Here is a 22,910-nt window from a genome sequence, read left to right as displayed (position 1 = left end):
GTCGCCTCGGAGTCGAAACGACTGAGATTGTATTTCCTTCCTCCGTATTCGCCGGAACTGAATCCGGATGAATATGTATGGAACGACCTGAAAAACAACGGAATTGGCCGGAAGATCATCCACGATCCGAACCAGATGAGGAGAGATGTTCTGGCTCATATGCGATCTCTTCAAAGATCACCAAATCTAATCAAATCGTTTTTCCAATCTCCATCGACAGCCTACGCAGCATGATGTCTATACAATAATGAGAAGATTAATAATACTTATCGTTCGACATATCCTTAAAGATGAATTCATGAAGGATTTTATTGTTCGACATACATCTATCAGAAAAATTCAATTCTTTGACGATCAGAATAGAAGTGGCGATGAATAAGGGAAAAAGATTTGGAATAGGAGGTTGGCTTCCAATGAAACATGTCGTTTTGTGGTGCTCGACCCTATTTTTTTTTCAATTCATCGGCCCATCGGAGTGCTTGGCCCAAGAGCAAAAACAGACAATCATTGAGGTAAAAATTGTTTCGAATACCGGAGGGCATAAAGTCAGAGTTGATACGAACAGAAACATCTATGTCTTGAATTCGAGAAAGCACAACATCATGGTGTTGACTCCGGCATTCAAGGTCATTCGAAGGATTGGTGGATTTGGACAAGGACCTGGAGAATTCAACATGCCGTGGGATTTTGACATTGATAAACTCAATAGATTGTGGGTTGTGGATTATTTCAATACCAGAATTCAGGTGCTCGACACAGACGGAACATCAATTGCGGTATTTCCTGTGAATCGTTCGGTTCAATCGGTGACGTGCTTATCAAGCGGAGAGGTCCTCATCAATAATGCCGGGGAAGGCCGTCTGTATTCGAAGATTGATATCCAGGGAAACATACTGGAATCGTTCGGAGTCAAAAAAGAGATTCCCTGGCTTGATCCGATGATCGAGAAATCCGATTTAAAATCGGGAAAGAAAAAAGTCTTATATGATTCTTATCCGATACTTCTGAATAGTTCTCTTATTCGCTCGGATGATATGGATAACATTTATTTGCTTTATCAATACATTCCGGTTCTTCGCAAGTTCAATCCCAAGGGAGAGATGATCTATGATGTCACCCCTGAAGCACAAAGAATCGAACAGAAAATAAAAGAAAATCAAAATATAGTAAGAAGGAATATTTTAGAAGGAGCGCTGGGATCCGGGGTCATTTTCCAGGATATTGCCATATCTCCAAAGAGTGGAAGAATCTTTGCGGTTCCAACGGTTCCCGTCATGATTATCTTCGACAATTCGGGGGAAAAAATTGATGAAATTGAATTTGTCGAAGAGGAAACTGGACGACCGCTATGGCCTTTAGGAATATGTCGGCATATTGATCATCAATGGATAGGCGTGAATGATTCTGCAACATTTGTATTTAGAATCCTAGAGTAATGTTATGTATTTTTGAAGGTGCCGGAAAATGGGGGGCCTATGCTACAGGCTTTGGTTACATAAAGCCGGGTTTCGAAATCCGGAAGGCTCTGCATGAATTCGTAGTGTTCGGCCGCGCCGCCTCCCGGCGCATCGGGTTGACCTGCTGTTCCGGGTCGTCTACAATAAGCGCCGATGGGCGAAGATGTAGTCAAAAACTGGCTGGCGCTGGCACGCTATGACATCGAGACGGCCAAGGCCATGCTCGATGCCGGTCGCTACCTGTACGTTGCCTTTACCTGCCAGCAGGCCGTCGAGAAAACTCTGAAGGCCATCATCGTCCGTCACAGGAAGCAGGCCCCTCCCCATACGCACAACCTTTTGCGTCTCGTTGAAGAAGTCAAAGATCGGCTTGACGCGGACTCCCGACGGCTGGAAACTCTGGAAAAGCTCAACGCCTATTACATCGAATCGCGATACTCCGAAGAATACGCGGAACTCACGCGCTTGATCGGAAAAAAGGAAGCTGCGGGACTTTACCGCGATACCTTGAAGATCCTGGAATGGCTGCGGGCATGCACGACGTGACGGCCGTCGTCCGCAAATTCGCCGAACTCGCCGGCCGGGAATTCCCGGTCCTGACGGTATTTTTATACGGATCCCACGCCGGGAATACGGCGCGCGAGGGCAGCGATATCGATGTCGGAGTGGTCATCCGGGGATCCGACCATGACCGGCGGCTGGCCATCGCCGCCCGTCTCTGCCGCTTGGGGCGTCTTGTCGACGTGCGCATTGAACCCCGCTGCATCTTCCAGGACGAGTACGAAAAACCTAAAGCCGCAAGCATCCTTGAGGCGATCATCCGACAGGGGCGACGCGTAGCCTGACCTGACCGCATAGGACAGGCTCATTTCTTTTTGAAGCTGACGGCCAGACTGCCGCTGCCCTCGGGGAGGATGCGGGTTTCGAAATCCGGCAGGCTCTGCATGAATTCATAGTATAAGGATTCCTTGGGGTTCTGGTTGCGTTGACATGGCGGGGTGAGTGTGGCAGCATGAATCCGCCGGCCGGGTGGACGGCCCGGCCGGAGACATGAATGAATCAGACGAGGGACCATGATGAGACACGGGCGTGATCGAAGATCTCGGATAACACCTATAACGGGCTGGGGATGCCTTGCCCTCTTTCTGGCGTTTTTCACCGCGGCCTGCGCCCGCGCCCCCGAGGTTGAAACAAAGCCTGAGTCCGCGCCTCCGCCGCCGCCGAAGTTCGCCATGCAGCCCTATCACCGGTCGATGAGCGAAGAGATGAAAACCTCTTATTCCAGGGCCGACGAAGTCCTGGTCGGCATGATCGAGGGAGTCGTCCGGGATAAAACATCCGGAACGGTCTGTTACGTCAGCGATTTCCGCCGGTTCGACAAGGACGCCATGGCCTGGGAACCCGAACAGAACACCGTCATGCAAGTCCTTCCGGAAAACCTCCTTCTCGATATCATCCGCCACGGCGAGTTCAAAAGGCTGATCGATCTCGACAAGGTGGGGATCTGCTGGGATATCGAAAACGGCCGCCGCAACATCTATCTCGTCGAGGGACAGGAAAACCTGATGTTCATCGAGTTCGTCTTTGACGAAGCCGGGCAGACGCTTACCCGGCGTCTTATCGACATCTATCCCGCAACCCGGGAATGCCGGGCGCCCGATGTCCTTGTCCTGACGGTCCGTGAGATCGCTTTAATGATGATGTGCTCTCCGCCCGCGCGGAATATGGAAGGAGTTCTGTCATGAAAAAAGCCCTCGTCTGCGGTGCCGGCGGTTTCATCGGCGGCCATCTCGTCAAAAGATTGAAAAGCGAAGGATACTGGGTGCGCGGCGCCGACCTCAAACGCTCGGAATTCGCCCCGACGACGGCCGACGAATTTCTTCTCCTTGATCTCAGGGAACAGGACAACTGTGAAAAGGCCGTCTCCCCGTCGCCCGCCGGGCCCCTGGACGAAGTCTACCAGCTCGCCGCCGACATGGGCGGCATGGGCTTCATCTCCAGCGCCGAATGCGAGATCATGCGCAACAGCGCCCTTATCAATATCCACATGACGCACGCCGCATCCAGAGCCGGCGTTTCGCGTTATCTGTTTTCCTCGTCGGCCTGCGTCTACCGCGACATGGCGCCCGATGAGCCCGACCTCTCCGAGGCGGACGCCTATCCCGCCCAACCCGATAACGAATACGGCTGGGAAAAGCTCTATGCCGAACGGATCGCCATGGCCTACGGCCGCCGCACCGGCATGGCTGTAAGAATCGCCCGCTTTCAGAACACCTACGGTCCCGAGGGAACCTGGATCGGCGGCCGGGAGAAGGCGCCGGCCGCCCTCTGCCGCAAGGTTGCCGAGATTGAAAATGGGGGAGAGATCGAGGTCTGGGGCGACGGTTCGGCCATGCGGGCCTACACCTACGTCGACGATCTCCTCGACGGCATCCGTCTTCTCATGGATTCGGATCTCGAGGACGGCGTCAACATCGGCCGTCGGGAATACGTCTCTGTGACCGAACTCGTTCGGACGATCGCCGAAGTGTCGGGAAAAAACATCGGCCTGCGATACATTCCCGGACCGGTCGGCGTCCGGGCCCGGAACTTCACCAACGACCGCATCGCGGCGATCGGTTGGACGTCGAAATTCTCCCTTCGGGACGGCATCGCCCGGACCTATCCCTGGGTCCGGGATCAAGTCGAAGCCGCCCGGAAGAAGTAGGGCGGCCTGCCGATGCCGACCGTCCCGGTCCGAAACCGGCAGGGGAAACACATCCGAGGCGGAGGGTTGGAATCGGGCGGTGCGGGGTGGGATTATCTCATTGTTACCGCGTCGAATGAAGATCAGGCGTCGGCTGCCCGGCGGCAGCTCGAGTTGCGACAAGATCTCGGTTTGCTTGGCCGGGTTTCCCGCATCGAAGTCGTTCCCGATCCCGGCGGCCGCCGGATCGGAAGCGGGGGAAGCACGATTCTCTGCCTGCTCCGGATCCTTGAGCGGGAATGCGGCGGATCCCGGATGCCCGAGAGCCGATGGCGCTGCGTCTTCGAGCGTCTTCGCATTCTGATCGTCCATGCCGGAGGCGATTCGAAGCGGCTGCCTCCTTACGGACCCTGCGGCAAGCTGTTTATTCCGGTTCCCGGCGGAGACGACCGCGTCCTCCCTCACACGCTTTTCGACCGGCAGCTTGCCAACTATCTATCGATTCCGGCTCCCGTCAACCGCCGTGGACATGTCGTGGTTGTCACGGGTGACGTTTTTCTGTCGTTCGACCCGGCGGCCGTCCGCTTTGACGGCGACGGGATCACGGACATCGGGTGTCCCGCCGACCCCGGCCTGGCGTCGCATCACGGCGTGTATGTCCCGGGGAAGAACGGCTGGGTTCGGGCCTTTTTTCAGAAACCGTCCCCGGAAAAGCTCCGCCGCGCCGGGGTTCTTGACGCTCGCGGCCGGGCCGTCATGGATATCGGAGTCAAGAGTATCAGCCCCCCGGCCGCCGTCGAACTTCTACGACTGGCCGGAGCGCGGGCCAAGGAATCCTCAGAAAAAAATATCAACTATGTCCGGGGACCTGAATTTTCCCGCTGGGTCGAAAAATTCGGCTTCGATCTCTACCGCGATGTCAGTTGCGCCCAGGGAACCGGTGTTTCTTTCGATGCCTACCTTGCCGAAGTCCGCGAGGCGGGTTCGAAAATTCCCGTCCCCATCCTGCGGCGGATCTTCGGCCGGATGTCCCGCATCCCTTTCCATGTGCGGGTGGTTCCCCGTTGCCGGTTTCTCCATTTCGGGACCCTGCGGGAACTCGTCTCCAGCGGCCGAAAAATGCTCGGCCGGGACGGCGATCCGTCTGCCGCCGGAGCTTGTCTCTCGATCGATAACGACATCCGGGACGGAGGTTCGATCTCCGGCCGCGACTCGCTCGTTGAAGGCTGTCTCATCGCGGCGCCTCTTCGTCTCAAGGGCGGTAACATCGTCGCCGGTGCTGATATTTCCCGGCCCGCGACCCTGCCCGCCCGGACGGTCCTGGATCTCCTTCCTGGAAGAAACCGGCAGGGGAGGCCGGTCCGCTTCTTCCGCTTTTACGGCATCGACGATCGCTTTCATCAACCGGACGGGCAGGGCGCTCACTACCTGAACCGTCCCTTTTCGGATTGGCTTAAGGCCATGGAAGCGAGGGATTCCGACATCTGGGATGCGACCGTTCCGGTCAAGGAGCGAAGCTTATGGAACGCCCGGCTTTTTCCGGCGCTGAAAACCGCCGTCGAAGCCGAATCCTGGATGTGGGTCTTTGGGGAATCTCCCGATCCGCTCCAAAAACGGCGTTGGCGGGAGGCCGACCGCTACAGCTTCGAGGAGATGGCGCGCCTGGCCGACCACGCGGAGTTTCATGACCGCCGCATCCGGCATCGCCTCCGGCGGATCCGGGGTTCTTGGCGGGAGATCTTGAGTCCGGCCGGTGAATTTTCGGCCCGGGAACTGGCTTTCCTCATAAAAACCACCCCCGCCCGGGAACGGCCTGAGGTTATTGCGGAAATCCTCCGGTTGATTCTCCGGCCTGACGATTCACATCGAAAAGCCCCGGTTCTTGAAGAGCTGAACTCAGCCCGGATGATTCATTCCCTGGGCTCGGCCGCCGTTTTCGCCGCGAGGGAGAAAGTTTTAACGCTTGAGACTGTTTCCGCGGCGGCGTCATGTCTGAACCGGGATGAAAGAAAACGGTGGGTTTCTCTGGGGTTGAAACCTGCCGCGGCGGGATCGGCTTCCCGATGGGGCAAACAGGTCCGGGACATTGCTTTCCACAAGCTCGGACGGGCCATCGTCGCAGGATCCGGAGATCGATGTGAACCGCCGCGCAATGCCCTGCGCAGCGACGAGATCGTCTGGGGACGGGCGCCCGCCCGACTCGATCTCGGCGGCGGCTGGTCGGACACGCCGCCGTATTCGCTCGAGCACGGGGGCTGCGTGATCAACGCCGCCGTAGATCTTAACGGCCAGCCCCCGATCCAGGCGTACGGCCGGCTCATTTCCGAACCCGAGATCCGGATCCATTCCATCGATCACGGCCTTCGCCTGGTCATCCGGGATTTTGCGGAGCTGCTTGACTATAGGAGCCCCGAAAGCCGTTTCGCTCTGGCCAAGGCCGCTTTGGCGCTCTGTGGTTTTCGGCCTGAGGCGCTTTCCTGTCGAAGAAGTAAAAAAAATCTGCCGGCCCTGCTTCGGGAATTCGGCGGCGGCATCGAACTCACGACTCTGGCCGCCATCCCGAGCGGCAGTGGTTTGGGAACATCGAGTATCATGAGCGCTGTTCTCCTCAGCGTCATCCATCGCATGATCGGCCGGAAGCCGGAGAAACGGGAGCTTTTTCATCAGGTCTTGCAACTTGAACAGGAACTGACGACGGGCGGCGGCTGGCAGGACCAGGTCGGCGGGGTGCTGCCCGGCGTGAAAATGATCACGACGGGTCCCGGACTTGTCCCGAAGCCTTCCGTCCAAAATGTTCCAGCCGGCGTTCTGGATCCCGGCCTCAACGGAGGGCGGACGCTCCTTTACTATACGGGCCTGCGCCGCCTGGCCAAAAACATCCTCCGGGAAGTTGTCGGCGCCTACCTCGATCGAGACCGCCGTTCGATCGCCACTCTCAGGGACATCCACGCCTTCCCGCAGCATCTGGCGCGCGTGATGGCGGCAAAGGATATCGAGGGATTCGGCTGCGGCCTGAACAGGGCCTGGGAACTCAAGAAGGAACTCGATCCTGAATCCACGACGCCGGTCATCGAAGGCATCCTGTCCGCCGTCCGCCCTTATCTTCTGGGCGCAAAGCTCATGGGCGCGGGCGCCGGAGGGTTCATTCTGATGGTCTGTCCCACGGCTGAAGAAACGGCGTCGGTCCGGCGGGTTCTCGAACGCCGCCCGCCGAACAGCCTGGCCCGGTTCTTCGATTTCAATATCGACACGGTTGGGCTGACGGTCACGGTCAGCTGATCCGATCCCGAAACTTTTGGCGCTTCCTCGTTTCCTGCGAACAGATATCACCAGATCGAACAGCGTCGTTATTGTTGCGGATTATCGATCTCAGTCTTGGAGATCGTTTCCGCAGAGCGTGAGACTCTGCACCGCGCTTGGCATCGGATGCAATCCGGCCGATAAAAAATACGGTGCTCAGTCCGCGTGAAAGACTTCCTCAAGAGGCGCCCACCATTCTTCCGGCGCGGCACCCGCCACAGGCTGCTGGCAGGGATCGGTCAGGGCCCACCATTCCCTCGTCTTGGGATCGGCGGCCATTTTCGCCATGTCGGCCTTGAAATCCGTCCCGTGATACTCGAAATAGGCGAACAGGACACCGTCCCGAAGGAAGATTGTGTAGTTGCGGATATGGCATTCCCGGATCGTCTTTAGAACCTCCGGCCAGACCTCACGGTGAAGCGCGAGGTAAGCCTCCTGTTTTTCCGGCCTCAGCCGGATGATCTGCCCATATCGCGTCATGGCTTTGCCTCCGGGATGGATTCAGCCGCCACTATAGACCGGGGCCGCATTGCCGATCAAGTCCGATTTTCTTGACATGGTTCGAAAACCTGCCGGCGGAATTTGATTTTCCGGATTGAAACCGATCTCCACTCAGGAACCGTTGTCTGTTGCAACCGGCATCGATTTTTTTTCTTTAAGGCAATCATGAAATGTGATATTTTATATTTCCGAGAAAACGCAAAGCGTATGGAGGATTCATCCATGTCTTTTACCCGCCGCCGCTTTTTGCAGGCCGGAGGCCTGTCGCTGGCTTCCCTGAGCCTTTCTCCGGGGACGCTGTCGTCCCTGCCCCTGTCAGACGGAGAGGAACTCCGGAACATGGTGGCCGGCGTCAAACCCCTGACGCCGGAAGATTTCCAGGCCCGCCGTGAGAAAGCCGTGCGGCTTCTGGCCGAACACGGCATGGACGCCCTTTATGTTGGGGGAGGCACGAATCTTCTCTATTTCTCCAAAGTGAGCTGGTGGCTGAGCGAGAGAGTGTTCGGCGTGGTTCTGAGCCGGAAGAAGGATCCGGTCTGGATCTGCCCGGCCTTCGAGCTCAAGAGAGCCGAAGAGCTCGTTCCCGAAGGGCATGAGATCCGGACCTGGGATGAACACGAAAATCCCTATCGACTCATCGCGGGTGTCATGAAGGATATCGGGGCTTCAGCGGGCCGGCTGGCCGCCGCGCCGGATCTGCGGGCCTTCGAAATATTCGGATTGAAAAAGTATCTCTCCGGAGCCGAGATCGTTGAAGGCGCTCCAATCACCGAGGGTTGCCGGGGCATCAAGGATGCCAAGGAAATCGCCTACATGGATCTGGCCAACCGGATCACCAAGATCGCCTACCGCGAGGGCTTCAAGCAGCTCCGCGAGGGCATGACCACGAGGGAGCTCTCAGCCGCCATCGCCGCCGCGACCCAGAAAATGGGCGTCCAAGGAGGCGGCGGTCCGCAGTTCGGACCGTTGACGGCCTTTCCCCACGGATCCCGGATTCAACGCAATCTCCAGCCGGGGGACATCGTTCTCGTCGACGGCGGCTGTGGCGTCGAGGGATACCGCTCCGACGTGACCCGGACGGTCGTGTTCGGAACGCCGACCGACAAACAGCGCAAGGTCTGGGACATCGTCCGCAAAGCCCAGGCGGCCGCTCTGGCCGCGGCGCGGCCCGGCGTGACCTGCGAGACTCTGGACCGGACGGCCCGCAAGGTCGTCGAGGATGCCGGATACGGTCCCGGCTACAAGTATTTCGCCCATCGCCTTGGGCACGGAATCGGCATGGAAGGCCATGAATATACGTATCTCGTCAAAGGCAACACCCTCAAGCTCGAACCCGGCATGACTTTCAGTAACGAACCCGGGATTTACATCTACGACGAGTTCGGCATCCGCATCGAGGATTGTTTTGTCGTCACCGAAGACGGCGCCCGGCACCTTGGAGGGATGGAGTCGACGGCCATCGACGAGCCTTTCGGGACGGCCTGACCGGAGCGAACGATTTCTCTCTGTTGCCGAAAACGATGTCCGCGATGTCCGTTCACGGTATCAAGATGAAATCCGCCGCTGCAGCGGTTCTGCTGGCGGCTCTTTGGCTTCCGCTTGCGCCCCGGATCCTTGAAGCGGCCGATCCTCCGCAGGAAAAAACGATTCGGGCCCGCCGCCTCGCCGAACCGCCGCGCATCGACGGCGTGCTCTCGGAGGCGGTCTGGACGGTCGAAGGAGCGAGCGAGTTCATTCAACGCGATCCGGTTGACGGCGCCCCGCCCTCCGAGACGACGACGGTTTGGGTTGCTTTCGACGAAACGCATATCTACGTCGCCGCCCGGCTTGCCGATTCCGACCCATCCCGCATTTCCGGCATTCTCGGACGAAGGGACGAACTCGTCGATTCCGACTGGTTTTTCATCGCCCTGGATTCCTATTTCGACAGGCGAAGCGGTTACTATTTCGGCGTCAACCCGGCCGGTTCCATTTGCGACGGAACCCTGTTCAACGATGAGGACAAAGACGAGACTTGGGACGGCGTCTGGGAAAGCGCCGCCCGCGTCGACGATGGCGGCTGGTCGGTCGAGATCCGTATTCCGGCGCAGCAGCTCCGGTTCAAGAAAAGAGATGAGCAGGTCTGGGGTGTGAACTTCCGCCGGATCATCAAACGCAAAAACGAGGAGGTCTTTTTCTCCTGGGTGCCAAAGGAGGAGAGCGGTTATGTCTCCCGGTTCGCCGTATTGACCGGACTTGATGGCCTTCGTCCGGGACGGAGCACCGAGGTCTGGCCCTATGTCACGGCCCGGGCGGGTCTCAGTCCGGCTGAGGAGGGGAATCCTTTCCGGACCGGGAGCGAAGCTTCGGGGAACGCCGGCTTTGATCTCAAGGTCGGACTGAGGAGCGATCTGACACTCGACGCCACCGTCAATCCCGATTTCGGCCAGGTCGAAGTTGACCCCGCCGTCATCAACATCAGCGACCAGGAAACTTACTATGTCGAAAAGCGGCCGTTCTTCATCGAGGGCGCCGATATCTTCCGTTTCGGCACCCAGGGGGCAAGCCAGACGCGGAGCTACGGTTGGGCTCTGCCCGCTTTTTTTTACAGCCGACGCGTCGGGCGGGCGCCGCAGGGAGCGGTCCGCACGGCCGGCTTCGTCGATTCGCCCGATTGGACGCCCATCCTGGCCGCGGCCAAAATGACCGGCAAAGTCGGACGCGGCTTCAGCCTCGGCGCCGTGGCCGCCCTGACCGGAAGCGCGGAGGCGGAAATCGACCGGGCCGGAGCCCGATCGACGCTCGAGGTGGAGCCGCCGACCGGTTACGGTGTGCTCCGCGGGCTCAAGGAATTCGGGGAAGGGCGTAGCGGACTCGGTTTCATCGCCACATCCGTTTTCCGGGATTTGGAGGATTCCGATTTGGCCGGGCGGCTTGCGCGAAACGCGGTCGTCTTCGGCGTTGACGGCTGGCGCTTTCTCGACAAGGACAAAATCTGGGCCCTGACCGGCTGGCTGGGGGGCAGCGCCGTCTCCGGCAGCCGAGAAGCCCTGACCCGGCTCCAGAAATCCTCCCTTCACTATTTTCAGAGGCCTGACGCCGCATACGTCAATATCGACGAAGAGGCGACATCGTTGTCAGGCTGGGCGGGCCGGGCCGTCCTCAACAAACAGCAGGGCCGGTTCGTTTTCAATGCAAGTCTGGGCGCCATGTCTCCCGGTTTTCAGGCGAACGACCTCGGCTATCACACGCGGGGGGATCTCACAAACGGCCACGTTCAAACCGGGTTCCAATCCTTTCACCCCGGACGGATTTTCCGGAGGTGGATCGGCACTCTGACATACTACCGGACTCACGATTTCGGTGGTGAGCGGATCGGGGAGTACTGGTATCTCGACGGCGAAGCCCAGTTTCTCAATTATTGGAAAGCCGTTCTTCACCTGGATTATGAGCCTCCGAAATACAGCCATTATCTCACCCGGGGCGGCCCGATGGCCCTCTATCCTTCGGGTCAGACCTTGCGCGGATCCCTCTCATCCGATGATAGAAAGACGCTCGTCGGCGGGGTTCGAGGGCATTACCGGACCCATCCGGACGGCGGCTACAACTGGTCCTGGGGAGTCTCGCTTCTCTGGAAACCCGGACCGAACCTGCGGCTGTCGGTGAATCCGTCTTACCAATTCCGCTATGCCCAGGGGCAGTGGATCATGGCCGTTCCCGATCCTCTGATGACGGCGACCCTGGGCACGCGCTATGTCCTGTCCGACGTCGACCAGAGGACTTTTCCCGTGGAAACCCGAGTGAGTTGGACCTTCACGCCGAAACTCAGCCTCCAGGTCTATCTTCAACCCTACATCGGGACCGGAACGTTCTCGAAATTCAAGGAGCTGGCCGCGGTCCGGACGTTCGATTTCAATTTCTACGGCGAAAACGGCTCGACCATCGCCTATGACGGACGGACCTATTTCGTGGATCCGGACGGCGACGGTCCGGCCGGGCCGTTTTCCTTCCCCGACCCGGAATTCAGTCTCAAGTCTCTCCGCGGGACGGTCGTTCTCCGCTGGGAATATCGGCCGGGCTCCATGCTCTACCTTGTCTGGACGCAGAGGCGGGAGGATCATTCGCGGCCGGGGGTGTTCGACCCGGGCCGGGATTTCCAGGATCTCCTGAGTGCCCCGGGAGACAATATCTTCCAGGTCAAGTTCACCTATCGCTTCGAGCTGTAATCCGTTTTATCGGAGAACAATTCCGCCGGGGTTCTCCGGATCGGCAACCACGATCAGGAAGTTTTCAAGGGGGCGGAGGTCCGGGATCCGGATGCGGATTTCGTATCGGGCGGGCCTCTTGGTGTCGATGGTCAGTCCCTTGACGTATCGGTTCCGGGAAAGACCGGTGAAGTCCAGTCTGCCGTCTCCGGCCCGGTGCCGGTCGGCCTCCGCCAGCCGGAACTCCCGGACCCGGACGATGGGTTCGGAGGATTCGAGACGTCCCGAAAACTCCCGCCTGTCGTCGCTCCACCATCGGATGTGGAGTTCGCCTCCGGATTGACGGATCAGGACTCCGGCGGGCAGGCCCCGGATTTCCCCGATTCTCTGAATCCAGCGGGCCTCAACGTCGGGAGACGGGGCGTAGGCGAGCGCATCGGCATATTCGCGAACGGCGTCCTCCTTCATGTCCCGGGCAAAATGGGCTTCGGCGCGTAGGGTGTGCGCGGCGGTGCGGACCTCGTTGATGCGGCGGTCGGCCGGCAGGATCCGGTCCGGGAGTTCCGCCGCCGTTGCCGCATCTCCCCGGTCCAGAGCCAACCGGGCATTATGAATGAGATAAAAATTGATGTTTTCGTGGAAGGCTTGTTCGATGTCGCCGCCGATGTTCAACCGGGGCCGAAGGAGAGAACGGGGGTTTTCGGCGGGCCGAAGAGACAGGGTGTCGAGGATCTCCAGAGCCTCGACATCGCGTCCCGCGATCAAATTCATATAAGCCCGGGAAAGATCCGTGCGCCGGTGTGCGTCCTCCTCGATCGGCAGCGTCTTGAAGAACGATGTCCATTGCCGGACTTTGTCAAGCAGGGATGTTTCCGGGTCGGCATGACGGATCAGGGTATAGGGCGGGATCGATCGAATGTCCATGTGGATCGAGAGGGATTCCAAACGGCGGGCGGCTTCCGCGCTGAGGCGTCTCTTATGGAGAAGAACCCAGAGGTTGGCCGGTCTGGAGTGATTCATAAGGAAATGCTCACCGCCTGTTTCGAAAAAGATGAGGCCGGGCTGTTGCGTTCCGGGAAGATCGAGCGGCCGGACGAAGATGAAAGCCAAGGGGTTGACGAGGCCGTCGGAAAGAATCATGTCGTCCGGGTCGGCGCCCTTTGTCATGACGGAGACAACCTCGCGGTTCTTCGGCAGAGACATCCATTCCCATTGGGTCATGCGGTATTCCCAGAGGCCGGCGCCTTCTCCCAGCAAAACCGCGCCGGCGAAAACAACGCGCCAGACGGTCCGGGCCGGTTTTTTCCGGGCGGCGAAATCGTCGATGGCGGAGAACCCCCGGGCCATGAGCAGAAAGAGAATCGGCGTCAAAAAGATGAATTTGTTGTCCTGGCCGCTTTTGTAGACATCGGCCGGGTTGGAATACACGAATAAAATGAAGGGCAGCGTAAGATAGATGAAAAAAAGAACCGATTCCCGGGTCTTGTCTTTCAGACAGAACATGAGGCCGGCGACGGCCAGAAGGATCTTGGCGAAGAAGAGAAGCGGCCAGACCTCGTAGTCCAGGAGGCGGGGAAAGGTTTCCCGGATGAAGGGGATCAGAGCCAGCCCCGTTTGGCCGCCGAACAACCCCCGGACGCTGGTTTCAAGAAGGCCGAAAAAACTCACCTCGCCGGCTGAAGCGTTTCGGGTGGGAAGATAGAGGATGTAGGTTACGGCCAGGGAGACCGCCGAGGCGGCCGAGAACCAAAGCAGGGGACGGAGCGGGGAAGATTTGCGCTTTTCCGGATCCTTGAGACGCTTCATCCAAAAGGCGGCCGTCCACAGCGCGAGCGCCGTCCCGTGAACGGGCAGGAGAACCAGTTGAATGAAATGCAGATAGGCGCCGAGAATCATGGAGACGGCATATCCCGCCCAAAACACCCACCGGTTGTCCTTGACCGCCCTGATAAAAAAATAGAGCGCAAGAAGCGAAAAAAGAAGCAGTCCCGTATAGGCGCGGGCCTGCTGGGAAAAATAGATGAATGGGCCGGACGTCGCCGCGAAAAGAGACGCGACGGCGGCTTCCCTTTTTCCAAAGACGTGCATCCCGATGAGAAAAAGAACCGCGACGGCGAGAATCCCGAAGACGGCTGCCGGCAGGCGGGCCATGGCCTCGACTTGTCCGGCCGGCAGAAGGACATGGACGAGAGCCGGATAGAGAACGCTTCCGTAATTGGTCCGGAGAACCTCCGGAAGAGGCAGGGTCGCCGGAAGGACGGTGTGATGCGGTTCGTCGAAATAGAGGGGGCGGTCCCCCAGGCGATGGAGGCGCAAAAACGCCGCCCCCGCCAGAATCAGAGCGAGGATCAGGACGGTTCCGGTTTTGCTGCGGGGGATCATGGCCTCGATCTACTTCCCGAGCAGCGCCAGCCTCAGAACCGTGAAAAGCGATTCGAAGGCCACGCCGATATTCATTTTGGATTCGCCCTGTTCGCGTTCCCGGAAGGTGAACGGAATCTCCTCGGTCCGGAAACCGCGCCGCACCGTTCGATGGACGAGTTCAATCAGAAAGGCGTTCTGTTTTCCCCGGAGGGATTCGAAATCGATGTCTTCCAGGACCTGCCGGCGGAAACACTTGAAGGCCGTTGTGGTGTCCGTGGTCGGCAGGCGCAGCATCAAGCGGATGAAGTCGTTTGAAAATTTGCTTAAAAGCAGACGCTTGAAGGACCAGTTGTGAACGCGGACGCCGCGGTAATACCGGCTGCCGAAAACGGCGTCCCGGGATTTGATCCTGTCGAGAAACAGCGGCAGAACGGCGGGATCGTGGGACAGATCGGCGTCCATCTGAAGGATTGTGTCGTAACCCGCGTCCAGCGCCCGGCGGAAGCCCGCCTGGTAGGCGCGGCCCAGGCCTTCCTTTTTTTCGCGGTGCAGGACCTTCACGCCGGGGTCTTTTCGAGAGATGGCTTCGGCCTCCTGTCCGGTGCCGTCGGGGGATGAATCGTCGACGATCAGGATGTCGAGGGGAACGCCCTGTTTCCGGATCTCGGAGACAAGCGCGGCCAGCCCCTCGCGCTCGTTGTATGTCGGGATGACGACGCAGGCTTTCACGGCAGTCAAGATAATTGAAAGGGGAGGGGAAGTCAATTTGCCGGCCGGGCGGCTCTGATCTTGACAGCGCAACAAGCGAAGAATAGCATAATATCCGTGCCTCAACATCAGATTTTCGCGATGAAACTTGCCAGGGTCTATCCCCTCTACGTTCAAAAGGCGGAACGCAAAAATCGGACGAAAGAAGAAGTCGACGAAATCATCTTCTGGTTGACCGGTTATAACCAGGCAGGATTGCAGCGGCAAATCGAGCAGGAAAACGATTTGGAAACCTTTTTTGCTCAAGCCCCGGCCATTCATCCAAACAGCTCGCTTATCAAAGGCGTCGTCTGTGGAGTTCGCGTGGAAGACATCGAAGATCCGCTGATGAAAAAAATACGCTGTTTGGACAAGCTGATCGATGAGCTCGCAAAGGGAAAGACACTGGACAAGATTTTGCGACGGTAATCCCTGTGTATCACGTACGGCGGGCGTTAAAAACTGGTTGCTACTTACGGTCGCTTCACGACCCGCCGCTGATTGGGACCGGTTAGGTGTATAATAACCTACATTCCCCACGAATCCGGGGCTGAATGTCGGCATTTAATTCGCCTTCCATTCTATCGCTCAGCGATTAGCTGATGCATCCATTTCAAGAGTTGATACGCCGTGCCGACGAGGTCCGGATGCATATAGCCGGAGATCGCTACCGAAACCGGCGAAAGGCGTTGAATCGGCTTCGCGCCATCGAAAATCGCCAAAACAAATATTTCAAGATTGTTTCGTGCGGAATATTTAGGTTGACGGTAACCCTCATCATAGATCTTGACAATCGGGCTTATTATGGTACCATATAAAGACCGGAGGTGCTGAAATGAACTTATCTGAAGACATAAAACCTATCACCTACCTTAAATCCAGAGCAGCTGATTTACTCAAACAAATAAACGAAACGCATCGACCGGTCGTGATCACTCAAAATGGAGAACCGAAAGCTGTGCTGCAGGATCCGGAGAGTTATGAGAATATGAGGAATGCCCTGGGCATATTGAAGCTTATCTCACAAGGAGAAGAAGATATCAAAGCTGGGAAATCAAAATCTCAAGAAGAAGTTTTTGCAAATATTGAGAATCTCCTGAGAAAAAAAATGAAATGAAAAGAATATATGAGATCATATGGTCTGAGACATCAGAGAAGGATCTCATAAGCATTATAGAATACATTGCTCAAAATAGCCCCTCAATTGCCTATGATAAGTTCAAGGAAATTAAGGAAAAAGCATCGTGTCTTTATTCTTTTCCAGATAGAGGACGCATCCTTCCTGAACTTCAAGAACAAGGAATTACTCAATATCGTGAGTTAATAGTATCCCCTTGGAGAATCATTTATAGAATATCAAAGAAGAGTGTTTATGTAGTATCTGTCTTAGATTCAAGACGGAATGTTGAGGACATTCTCTTAAAAAGATTAATTGGGTCCATGCTGTAAACCTGCCGACAAAGGCATCCAGTCCGACGCGCTAACGCGCGCGGCTGGTGCGCCGGCCGTTAACCTTGACAGGAACTATAAGCGATGTATAATCTAGATGTATACATCACTGGAGGTGCGACATGGTGCGAACGCAGATATACCTGACAGGTCGTCAGCGCGACGAATTGGCGGCCATTGCCAAGACGGTTGGGAAAAAGCAGAGCGAACTCATTCGAGAGGCCGTTGATCGCCTCATCGACGAAGAGGGCCGCAACAGGCGGGAGATTGTATTGCGCGAGGCTGCCGGAATCTGGAAGGACCGTGAGGATCTCCCTGATTTTAGAGCCATGCGGGCCGAATGGGATAGGATCTGATCATGGCCGGGGCCATACTCCCTGACACGGATGTTCTTGTGGATTTCTTTCGGGGTTCCAGCAAGGCGGTTGCCTTTGTCAATGCCAATTCCTCCCGGATCATCTTGTCATCCGTTGTCGTTGCCGAGTTGTATGCCGGAGTTAAAGGCGATGCTGAACAAACGACAATCGAGAACTTCGTCTCATTATTCCGAGTCATTCCTGTCGATGTCGAGATCGCGAAGGCCGGCGGACAGTACAAAAGGGATTATGGCAAGTCGCACGGAGTCGGACTTGCCGATGCCATCTTGGCTGCGACCGCTAAACTCGAAGATGCGGAATTCAAGACGTTGAATACCAAACACTATCCAATGATGAAGGGCTTGTCACCTGCCTACAAAAAGCCATAGAAGGCCGGCAAACGGCTTCAGCGGACGCTGAAAGGCCGCGCCGCTGATAAGGCTGCGTTCGCCCGGGCGATTTCTTGACATCCCTCCAAGAAGCGAGTCATAATCCATTTATGAAAATGGGGGCTCAACTGAACCGGTTGTCAAAAGCCCGATGTGCGATTCATCAAGCAGGATGACATGAGCGATCAGACGATATTCAAAGCCTTCTTCAAGGAACTCCACGCCGTTGCGCAACATGGCGATGCGCGCGAGGAAAGCTTCTACCCCGCACTTGCCGACATGCTGAAGACGCTTGCCGAGTCGACCGGACGCAGGCATGTCCGCGTCACCACGCTCCCGAAGCCGACCGACGCGGGCAACCCCGATTTTCGCCTCTGGAACGGCAAGGACCGGATTGTCGGCTACGTCGAAGCCAAGAAGCCGGCCGAAGAACGGCTGGACGCGATCGAGGACTCGGAACAACTCAGGCGCTACCGAGCCACCTTCCCGAACCTCGTCCTCACCAACTTCTTCGAGTTCCGCCTTTACCGCAACGGCGAACTCATGCAGACGGTGCTTGCCGCCCGCCCCTATGCACTCACACGCCTGCGCACAACCCCAGTCCTCGAAAAATCCGGCGACCTGCATGCCCTGCTCGACCGGTTTCTCGATTTCTCGCTGCCGAAGGTATTCACGGCGGAATCGCTTGCCGTGGAGCTGGCCAAGCGCACGCGCTTCCTGCGGGATGTGGTTGCTCAGCAACTCGGGCAGGAAAAGGACGCGCCCGGCGTTCTGTCAGGATTCTTCGAGGCATTCCGGACCTTCCTGATCGGCACCCTCACGCCCGAAGACTTCGCCGACCTCTTTGCGCAGACCATCACCTACGGCCTATTCGCCGCCCGCACCCGCTCCGGTGAGGGGTTCAGCCGCCGTGCCGCGTTCGACAGCATCCCGCACACCATCGGTGTCCTTCGCGATCTGTTCCGCTTCATCTCCCTGGGCGACCTGCCCGACCAACTCGCCTGGTGCGTGGACGACATCGCCGAAGTGCTCGCCGTCTCCGACGCCCCCGGCATCCTCGACCGCTACTACCACGAGGGCAAAGGCAGCGACCCCATCGTCCATTTCTATGAGACTTTCCTCGCGCACTACGACCCCGCCGAGCGCGAACGCCGGGGCGTCTATTACACGCCCGAACCGGTCGTCGGCTACATCGTCCGCTCCCTCCACGGCCTGCTCAAGACCGACTTCGGAAAACGCGACGGCCTTGCCTCCGAGGGCGTGACTCTGCTCGATCCGGCCGCCGGCACCATGACCTTCATCGCCCGCGCCGCCCAGCAGGCTGTCGCCGAGTTCGAGACCAAATACGGCAAGGGCGGGCGCGAGGATTTCATCCGCCGCCACATCCTCAAGAACTTCTACGCCTTCGAACTCATGATGGCCCCCTACGCCGTCGGCCACCTCAAGATGAGCTTCTTTCTTGAAGAGCTTGGCCATCGTCTCGCCGACGATGAGCGCGTCCCGTTCTACCTCACCAACACCCTCGACACCGAGGAACTCGAGCAAAGCCGCCTTCCCGGCTTCTCCGCGCTGGCGGAAGAATCCCGACTTGCCGGAGTCGTCAAGAAACAGACCCCCATTCTCGTTATTCTCGGAAATCCGCCCTATTCCGGCCATTCCACCAACATCGGCGATTGGATCCGCAGACTCATCGACACTTACAAGCAGGTGGACGACAAGCCCCTGGGAGAAAAGAACCCGAAGTGGTTGCAGGACGACTATGTCAAGTTCCTGCGCTTCGCCCAATGGAAAATAGAGCAGGCCGAGCGCGGTGTCGTCGGCATGATCACCAATCACGGCTACCTCGACAACCCGACCTTCCGCGGCATGCGCCAAAGCCTCATGCGCACTTTCGACGACATCTACATCCTCGACCTGCACGGCAATTCGCTTAAGAAGGAGACCTGCCCTGACGGCAGCCCCGACAAGAACGTGTTCGACATCCGCCAGGGTGTCGCCATCGCATTCTTTGTTAAGCGAGGTGGCAAGACGAAGGCCGATGCTGTTGTACGTCATGCGGAATATTATGGCCTTCGGGAAGCCAAGTACGACTGGCTGAACATGCACGATCGTGAAAAAATGAAATGGAATAAGGTCCATCCTTCCTCGCCCTTTTATATGTTTATACCCCGCGACGCTGCGCTTGAAGCACAGTACAACGGCTTCCCCAGTATTTCTCAGGTTTGCCCTGAAAATGTGATTGGTCTCTTTACTGCACGGGACGCATTGACCATTCAGTGGTCACCTGAGGAAGTCTGGAAAGTTGTCACTGTATTCTCGCGAATGGATCCTGAGTTAGCCCGGCATGGATATCGGCTCGGAAAGGACAGGCGAGACTGGAGGGTGAGGTTCGCTCAAAAAGATTTACTGGATTCGGGTCCAACACGCGATAGGGTTGTGCCTATTCTCTATAGGCCATTCGATCTACGGCATACCTATTATACGGGCCGTTCGCGTGGATTCATGTGCATGCCCCGCCCCGAAGTCATGCGCCACATGCTTCCTGGTGACAACCTTGCGTTCTGTATTGGGCGGCAGGGTCAGGTTGTGGGGAAAAGGCAATGGAACCTGGTTTTCTGTACCAATAACATTGACGATCTAAACCTGTTCTACCGGGGCGGGAACGTAATGTTTCCCCTCTACCTCTACCCGACCGCCGACCGAAAAGATCTTTTTACTCATCATGAACCCTCCGAACGTCGCCCGAACCTGAATCCGGCCATTGTCACCGAGCTGGTGACAGCTTACGGCAAAGAGCCCACGCCGGAAGACATTTTCCATTATATCTACGCCGTGCTTTACGCGCCCGCGTACCGGAAGAAATACGCCGAGTTTCTGAAAATGGACTTCCCCCGTATTCCCTTCACGGCAGATGCGGAGTTGTTTGAGAAACTGGCAGCTATGGGAGAGAAACTCGTCGGGCTGCACCTGCTCAAGTCCCCAGATCTCGACCCACCTGCCTGCCGATTCGAGGGGGAAGGCGATGGCCGCATCGGCAGAGATCGGAAGACCGGCATGCGCTATGATGCCAAAGAACAGCGCGTCTACATAAACGCCTCGCAGCACTTCGCGCCGGTGCCTGAAGCCGTCTGGATATATCAGGTCGGCGGCTACCAGGTTTGTGAGAAGTGGCTTAAGGACCGGAAAGAACGCCGCCTTGAACTCGATGACATCCGCACCTACTGCCGCATCGTGACCGCACTGGGCCGGACCATCGAATTGCAACGCGAGATCGACGCCCTCTATCCCGAGGCGGAACGAGAGATCGTTTCCATGACGGATTCTGAAAAGGAAAGCAAAACAGACAACCCAACAAAAAAGTAACCGAGGATTCAGGCGTCCACAAGATGGACAGAAGACATAGAATGATCATCCAGCGTCGCTTCGCTCCGATCCGTGGACATTTTATGCCGGAATCAGCGGCCGGTTTGACCGGAATAGCCACTTGACACCCGATAGAATGTGAGTACAATGTAATCACATTCTTTGAGCAGTGAGGTGATAAGATGAGTACGGTTGCTCGGACTCGGATTGTCAAAATCGGCAACTCCAAGGGCGTGCGAATCCCCAAGCTCCTCCTGGATCAGCTCGAGTTGGGCGAGGAAGTCGAGTTGGCCGTCGAGGAGGATCAGTTGATTATCCGTCCGGTGTGTCGTTCGCGCGACGGATGGGACGCGGCATTCCGGGACATGGCCAAGCGGGGTGATGACCGGATGCCGGATGAGACGGCGGTCAGTCTCACGAAGTGGGATAAGGACGAGTGGGAATGGACGTGAGGCGATTTGAGGTGTACCTGGTGAATCTGGATCCAACGGTGGGAAGCGAGATCCGGAAGAAGCGCCCGTGTGTCGTGGTGTCGCCGGCCGAGATGAACCGGCACATCAGAACGGTGATCGTGGCGCCGATGACGACGAAGGGGCGGGATTACCCAACGCGAGTGAAGTGCCGCTTCGGGGGAAAAGATGGTCAGGTGGTGCTGGATCAGTTGCGGACAGTGGACAAGGAGCGACTGGTCCAGAGGCTTGGGGAGATTGACGGCAGGACAGGCCGGGCGGCATTGAGCGTGCTGTCGGAGATGTTCGCAGAGTAAGTGGAGATGTTAGGCAGAAATTCCATCGCCGCGATAAGCCCGATTTTCTTGACATATCACGCGGTTCTGAGTAAATATACCCATGTGGAAAGCGGGGTTTATAAAGAACTGTCGGCTTGGCCGTCCTATTTACGGGAAAACAGGACTCCATATTCCTTTAAAAAGCCGCGGTTACTCGACCTTCTCCGAGAATCTTTGCGCTCCCGTCATTACAGCCACCGAACGGAACAGACATATTGCAACTGGGCGCGACGATTTATCTTTTTCCATGGAGTCCGTCATCCTGCCGAAATGGCCGAGCCTGAGATCAATTCATTTCTCACCCATCTGGCCGTTAATGAAAAAGTAAGCGCCTCGACTCAGAACCAAGCGCTTGCGGCTCTTCTTTTCCTCTATCGCCACGTCATTGGGCGCGAGGTGGGTGACCTGGGCCAAGTCATCCGCGCCCGTAAACCCACGCGCCTTCCCGTGGTCATGACCCGCGACGAGGTGAAATCCGTCCTTGCGCAACTCACCGGTTTTAAATGGCTAATGGCATCGCTCATGTATGGAGCAGGTCTCAGGCTTAGCGAATGCCTGCGTTTGCGTGTACAGGACATCGATTTTGGGCAGAACGAGATTCTCGTCCGTGACGGCAAAGGGGCGAAAGACCGGATCACGATGTTGCCCATTTCTCTCAAGGTTCCGCTTCAGGATCATCTGACGAAGGTCAAGGAGATCCACGCAAAGGATTTGGCTGCTGGATGGGGGCGCGTTCAATTGCCCGAAGCTTTGGACCGAAAGTATCCAAACGCACCTTCTGAATGGCGCTGGCAGTGGATCTTCCCCCAAGAAAACCGCTGGAGGAATACGAAGACCGGAGAAGAGGGACGCCATCACATTGATGAATCTATCCTTCAAAAAGCCGTGAAGGACGCGGTTACCCGGGCTGGATTGACCAAGCGAGCCACATGCCATACTTTCCGTCACTCTTTCGCCACACATCTGTTGGAAGGAGGCTATGATATACGGACGGTCCAGGAACTCTTGGGCCATAACGATGTCAAAACGACGATGATTTACACGCATGTCCTCAACCGCGGACCGGCCGGAGTTCGGAGCCCGGTTGATGGTCTTTGAGCTGATCATGAAGAATATTATGCCGATCCGTATAAAACGCTATGATAATAACATCATGTTGCCGGGAGATGTTGAAAACAATGCAATTAGGCCCGAAATGATGCCGTATTCGCAGGCGTCTTATACGGCACTCAATGCCGTCCTTAGGGTTATATATGGATACATATAAACATTGTTCGGCGGCGGATGACATGCGTGTAAATGAGGTGCCGGCGTCATGAGAGGGCAG

General features: G+C 57.1%; 21 protein-coding genes. 18 read left to right on the top strand and 3 right to left on the bottom strand.

Translation table 11 applies throughout. From position 1 onward, the window contains the following. The 7 genes from SCM96_15030 to SCM96_15000 all read left to right on the top strand — a co-directional run. Nucleotides 1-234: transposase (locus SCM96_15030; protein ID MDW7761939.1), on the top strand; the 234-nt coding region annotated here is incomplete at its 5' end. A gap of 179 nt (nucleotides 235-413) precedes the next feature. After that, nucleotides 414-1,436 (top strand): NHL repeat-containing protein, encoded by a 1,023-nt coding sequence (locus SCM96_15025; protein ID MDW7761938.1) that lies wholly within the window; start codon nucleotides 414-416, stop codon nucleotides 1,434-1,436. A gap of 174 nt (nucleotides 1,437-1,610) precedes the next feature. Then, nucleotides 1,611-2,003 carry a HEPN domain-containing protein gene (locus SCM96_15020; GenBank protein MDW7761937.1) on the top strand — a complete coding sequence of 131 codons (393 nt, stop codon included), beginning with the start codon at nucleotides 1,611-1,613 and terminating at the stop codon, nucleotides 2,001-2,003. Next, a complete protein-coding gene (locus tag SCM96_15015; GenBank protein ID MDW7761936.1) occupies nucleotides 1,991-2,302 on the top strand; it encodes a nucleotidyltransferase domain-containing protein in 312 nt (103 codons plus the stop codon). The genes SCM96_15020 and SCM96_15015 overlap by 13 nt, the downstream gene beginning before the upstream one ends. A gap of 228 nt (nucleotides 2,303-2,530) precedes the next feature. Then, nucleotides 2,531-3,202: a hypothetical protein gene (locus SCM96_15010; protein ID MDW7761935.1), complete on the top strand. Its 672-nt coding sequence runs from the start codon at nucleotides 2,531-2,533 to the stop codon at nucleotides 3,200-3,202. Then, nucleotides 3,199-4,164 (top strand): NAD-dependent epimerase/dehydratase family protein, encoded by a 966-nt coding sequence (locus SCM96_15005; protein MDW7761934.1) that lies wholly within the window; start codon nucleotides 3,199-3,201, stop codon nucleotides 4,162-4,164. Before SCM96_15010 ends, SCM96_15005 begins: the two co-directional genes overlap by 4 nt. A 12-nt stretch (nucleotides 4,165-4,176) precedes the next feature. Further along, a complete protein-coding gene (locus tag SCM96_15000) occupies nucleotides 4,177-7,422 on the top strand; it encodes an L-fucokinase (GenBank protein ID MDW7761933.1) in 3,246 nt (1,081 codons plus the stop codon). 177 nt (nucleotides 7,423-7,599) lie between these two features. Here SCM96_15000 and SCM96_14995 read toward each other — a convergent pair whose 3' ends face one another. After that, nucleotides 7,600-7,923, bottom strand: coding sequence for an L-rhamnose mutarotase (locus SCM96_14995; GenBank protein MDW7761932.1), 324 nt, complete (start codon nucleotides 7,921-7,923; stop codon nucleotides 7,600-7,602). A 243-nt stretch (nucleotides 7,924-8,166) separates the two neighbouring features. On the opposite strand from SCM96_14995, the gene SCM96_14990 reads away from it, so the two are divergent. Continuing rightward, the gene (locus SCM96_14990) at nucleotides 8,167-9,429 is read left to right on the top strand and encodes a Xaa-Pro peptidase family protein (GenBank protein ID MDW7761931.1); all 1,263 of its coding nucleotides are present in this window, start codon (nucleotides 8,167-8,169) and stop codon (nucleotides 9,427-9,429) included. Nucleotides 9,430-9,473: 44 nt separating this feature from the next. Then, on the top strand, nucleotides 9,474-12,149 hold the full coding sequence (locus tag SCM96_14985) for a DUF5916 domain-containing protein (GenBank protein ID MDW7761930.1): 2,676 nt from the start codon (nucleotides 9,474-9,476) through the stop codon (nucleotides 12,147-12,149). 6 nt (nucleotides 12,150-12,155) lie between these two features. Here SCM96_14985 and SCM96_14980 read toward each other — a convergent pair whose 3' ends face one another. Together SCM96_14980 and SCM96_14975 are read right to left on the bottom strand one after the other, a co-directional pair. Beyond that, nucleotides 12,156-14,510, bottom strand: a complete 2,355-nt coding sequence (locus tag SCM96_14980; GenBank protein ID MDW7761929.1) for a glycosyltransferase family 39 protein — start codon at nucleotides 14,508-14,510, stop codon at nucleotides 12,156-12,158. A gap of 9 nt (nucleotides 14,511-14,519) precedes the next feature. After that, entirely contained in the window at nucleotides 14,520-15,221 is a 702-nt protein-coding gene (locus SCM96_14975; protein ID MDW7761928.1) for a polyprenol monophosphomannose synthase, read from the bottom strand. Between the two features lie 96 nt (nucleotides 15,222-15,317). Here SCM96_14975 and SCM96_14970 point away from each other — a divergent pair, with 96 nt between their 5' ends. The 9 genes from SCM96_14970 to SCM96_14930 all read left to right on the top strand — a co-directional run bounded on the left by SCM96_14970 (nucleotide 15,318) and on the right by SCM96_14930 (nucleotide 22,681). Beyond that, entirely contained in the window at nucleotides 15,318-15,668 is a 351-nt protein-coding gene (locus SCM96_14970) for a DUF2200 domain-containing protein (protein MDW7761927.1), read from the top strand. A 406-nt stretch (nucleotides 15,669-16,074) separates the two neighbouring features. Continuing rightward, nucleotides 16,075-16,356, top strand: a complete 282-nt coding sequence (locus SCM96_14965) for a type II toxin-antitoxin system Phd/YefM family antitoxin (protein ID MDW7761926.1) — start codon at nucleotides 16,075-16,077, stop codon at nucleotides 16,354-16,356. Next, a complete protein-coding gene (locus SCM96_14960; protein MDW7761925.1) occupies nucleotides 16,353-16,688 on the top strand; it encodes a type II toxin-antitoxin system RelE/ParE family toxin in 336 nt (111 codons plus the stop codon). The genes SCM96_14965 and SCM96_14960 overlap by 4 nt, the downstream gene beginning before the upstream one ends. A 122-nt stretch (nucleotides 16,689-16,810) precedes the next feature. Continuing rightward, entirely contained in the window at nucleotides 16,811-17,044 is a 234-nt protein-coding gene (locus tag SCM96_14955) for a CopG family transcriptional regulator (GenBank protein MDW7761924.1), read from the top strand. 2 nt (nucleotides 17,045-17,046) lie between these two features. Continuing rightward, on the top strand, nucleotides 17,047-17,433 hold the full coding sequence (locus SCM96_14950; protein ID MDW7761923.1) for a type II toxin-antitoxin system VapC family toxin: 387 nt from the start codon (nucleotides 17,047-17,049) through the stop codon (nucleotides 17,431-17,433). 177 nt (nucleotides 17,434-17,610) lie between these two features. Then, nucleotides 17,611-20,796 (top strand): type ISP restriction/modification enzyme, encoded by a 3,186-nt coding sequence (locus tag SCM96_14945; protein MDW7761922.1) that lies wholly within the window; start codon nucleotides 17,611-17,613, stop codon nucleotides 20,794-20,796. Between the two features lie 182 nt (nucleotides 20,797-20,978). Then, nucleotides 20,979-21,248: an AbrB/MazE/SpoVT family DNA-binding domain-containing protein gene (locus SCM96_14940; GenBank protein ID MDW7761921.1), complete on the top strand. Its 270-nt coding sequence runs from the start codon at nucleotides 20,979-20,981 to the stop codon at nucleotides 21,246-21,248. Beyond that, a complete protein-coding gene (locus SCM96_14935) occupies nucleotides 21,239-21,562 on the top strand; it encodes a type II toxin-antitoxin system PemK/MazF family toxin (GenBank protein ID MDW7761920.1) in 324 nt (107 codons plus the stop codon). The genes SCM96_14940 and SCM96_14935 overlap by 10 nt, the downstream gene beginning before the upstream one ends. Beyond that, entirely contained in the window at nucleotides 21,563-22,681 is a 1,119-nt protein-coding gene (locus SCM96_14930; protein MDW7761919.1) for an integron integrase, read from the top strand. It begins immediately after the preceding gene. Nucleotides 22,682-22,910: the final 229 nt, after the last annotated feature.

Source organism: Acidobacteriota bacterium (genome assembly GCA_033549365.1).
GTDB lineage: Bacteria > Acidobacteriota > Aminicenantia > Aminicenantales > Saccharicenantaceae > JAWSUF01.
Note: the sequence above shows the minus strand (reverse complement) of the source record. Positions and strands in the feature narration are given on the sequence as shown.

Bases quoted from the DNA above. Each gene is read 5' to 3' on its own strand.
- SCM96_15025 (MDW7761938.1), top strand. From the start codon at position 414: ATGAAACATGTCGTTTTGTGGTGCTCGACCCTATTTTTTTTTCAATTC.
- SCM96_15020 (MDW7761937.1), top strand. From the start codon at position 1,611: ATGGGCGAAGATGTAGTCAAAAACTGGCTGGCGCTGGCACGCTATGAC.
- SCM96_15015 (MDW7761936.1), top strand. From the start codon at position 1,991: ATGCACGACGTGACGGCCGTCGTCCGCAAATTCGCCGAACTCGCCGGC.
- SCM96_15010 (MDW7761935.1), top strand. From the start codon at position 2,531: ATGATGAGACACGGGCGTGATCGAAGATCTCGGATAACACCTATAACG.
- SCM96_15005 (MDW7761934.1), top strand. From the start codon at position 3,199: ATGAAAAAAGCCCTCGTCTGCGGTGCCGGCGGTTTCATCGGCGGCCAT.
- SCM96_15000 (MDW7761933.1), top strand. From the start codon at position 4,177: ATGCCGACCGTCCCGGTCCGAAACCGGCAGGGGAAACACATCCGAGGC.
- SCM96_14995 (MDW7761932.1), bottom strand. From the start codon at position 7,923: ATGACGCGATATGGGCAGATCATCCGGCTGAGGCCGGAAAAACAGGAG.
- SCM96_14990 (MDW7761931.1), top strand. From the start codon at position 8,167: ATGTCTTTTACCCGCCGCCGCTTTTTGCAGGCCGGAGGCCTGTCGCTG.
- SCM96_14985 (MDW7761930.1), top strand. From the start codon at position 9,474: ATGTCCGTTCACGGTATCAAGATGAAATCCGCCGCTGCAGCGGTTCTG.
- SCM96_14980 (MDW7761929.1), bottom strand. From the start codon at position 14,510: ATGATCCCCCGCAGCAAAACCGGAACCGTCCTGATCCTCGCTCTGATT.
- SCM96_14965 (MDW7761926.1), top strand. From the start codon at position 16,075: ATGAACTTATCTGAAGACATAAAACCTATCACCTACCTTAAATCCAGA.
- SCM96_14960 (MDW7761925.1), top strand. From the start codon at position 16,353: ATGAAAAGAATATATGAGATCATATGGTCTGAGACATCAGAGAAGGAT.
- SCM96_14955 (MDW7761924.1), top strand. From the start codon at position 16,811: ATGGTGCGAACGCAGATATACCTGACAGGTCGTCAGCGCGACGAATTG.
- SCM96_14950 (MDW7761923.1), top strand. From the start codon at position 17,047: ATGGCCGGGGCCATACTCCCTGACACGGATGTTCTTGTGGATTTCTTT.
- SCM96_14945 (MDW7761922.1), top strand. From the start codon at position 17,611: ATGAGCGATCAGACGATATTCAAAGCCTTCTTCAAGGAACTCCACGCC.
- SCM96_14940 (MDW7761921.1), top strand. From the start codon at position 20,979: ATGAGTACGGTTGCTCGGACTCGGATTGTCAAAATCGGCAACTCCAAG.
- SCM96_14935 (MDW7761920.1), top strand. From the start codon at position 21,239: ATGGACGTGAGGCGATTTGAGGTGTACCTGGTGAATCTGGATCCAACG.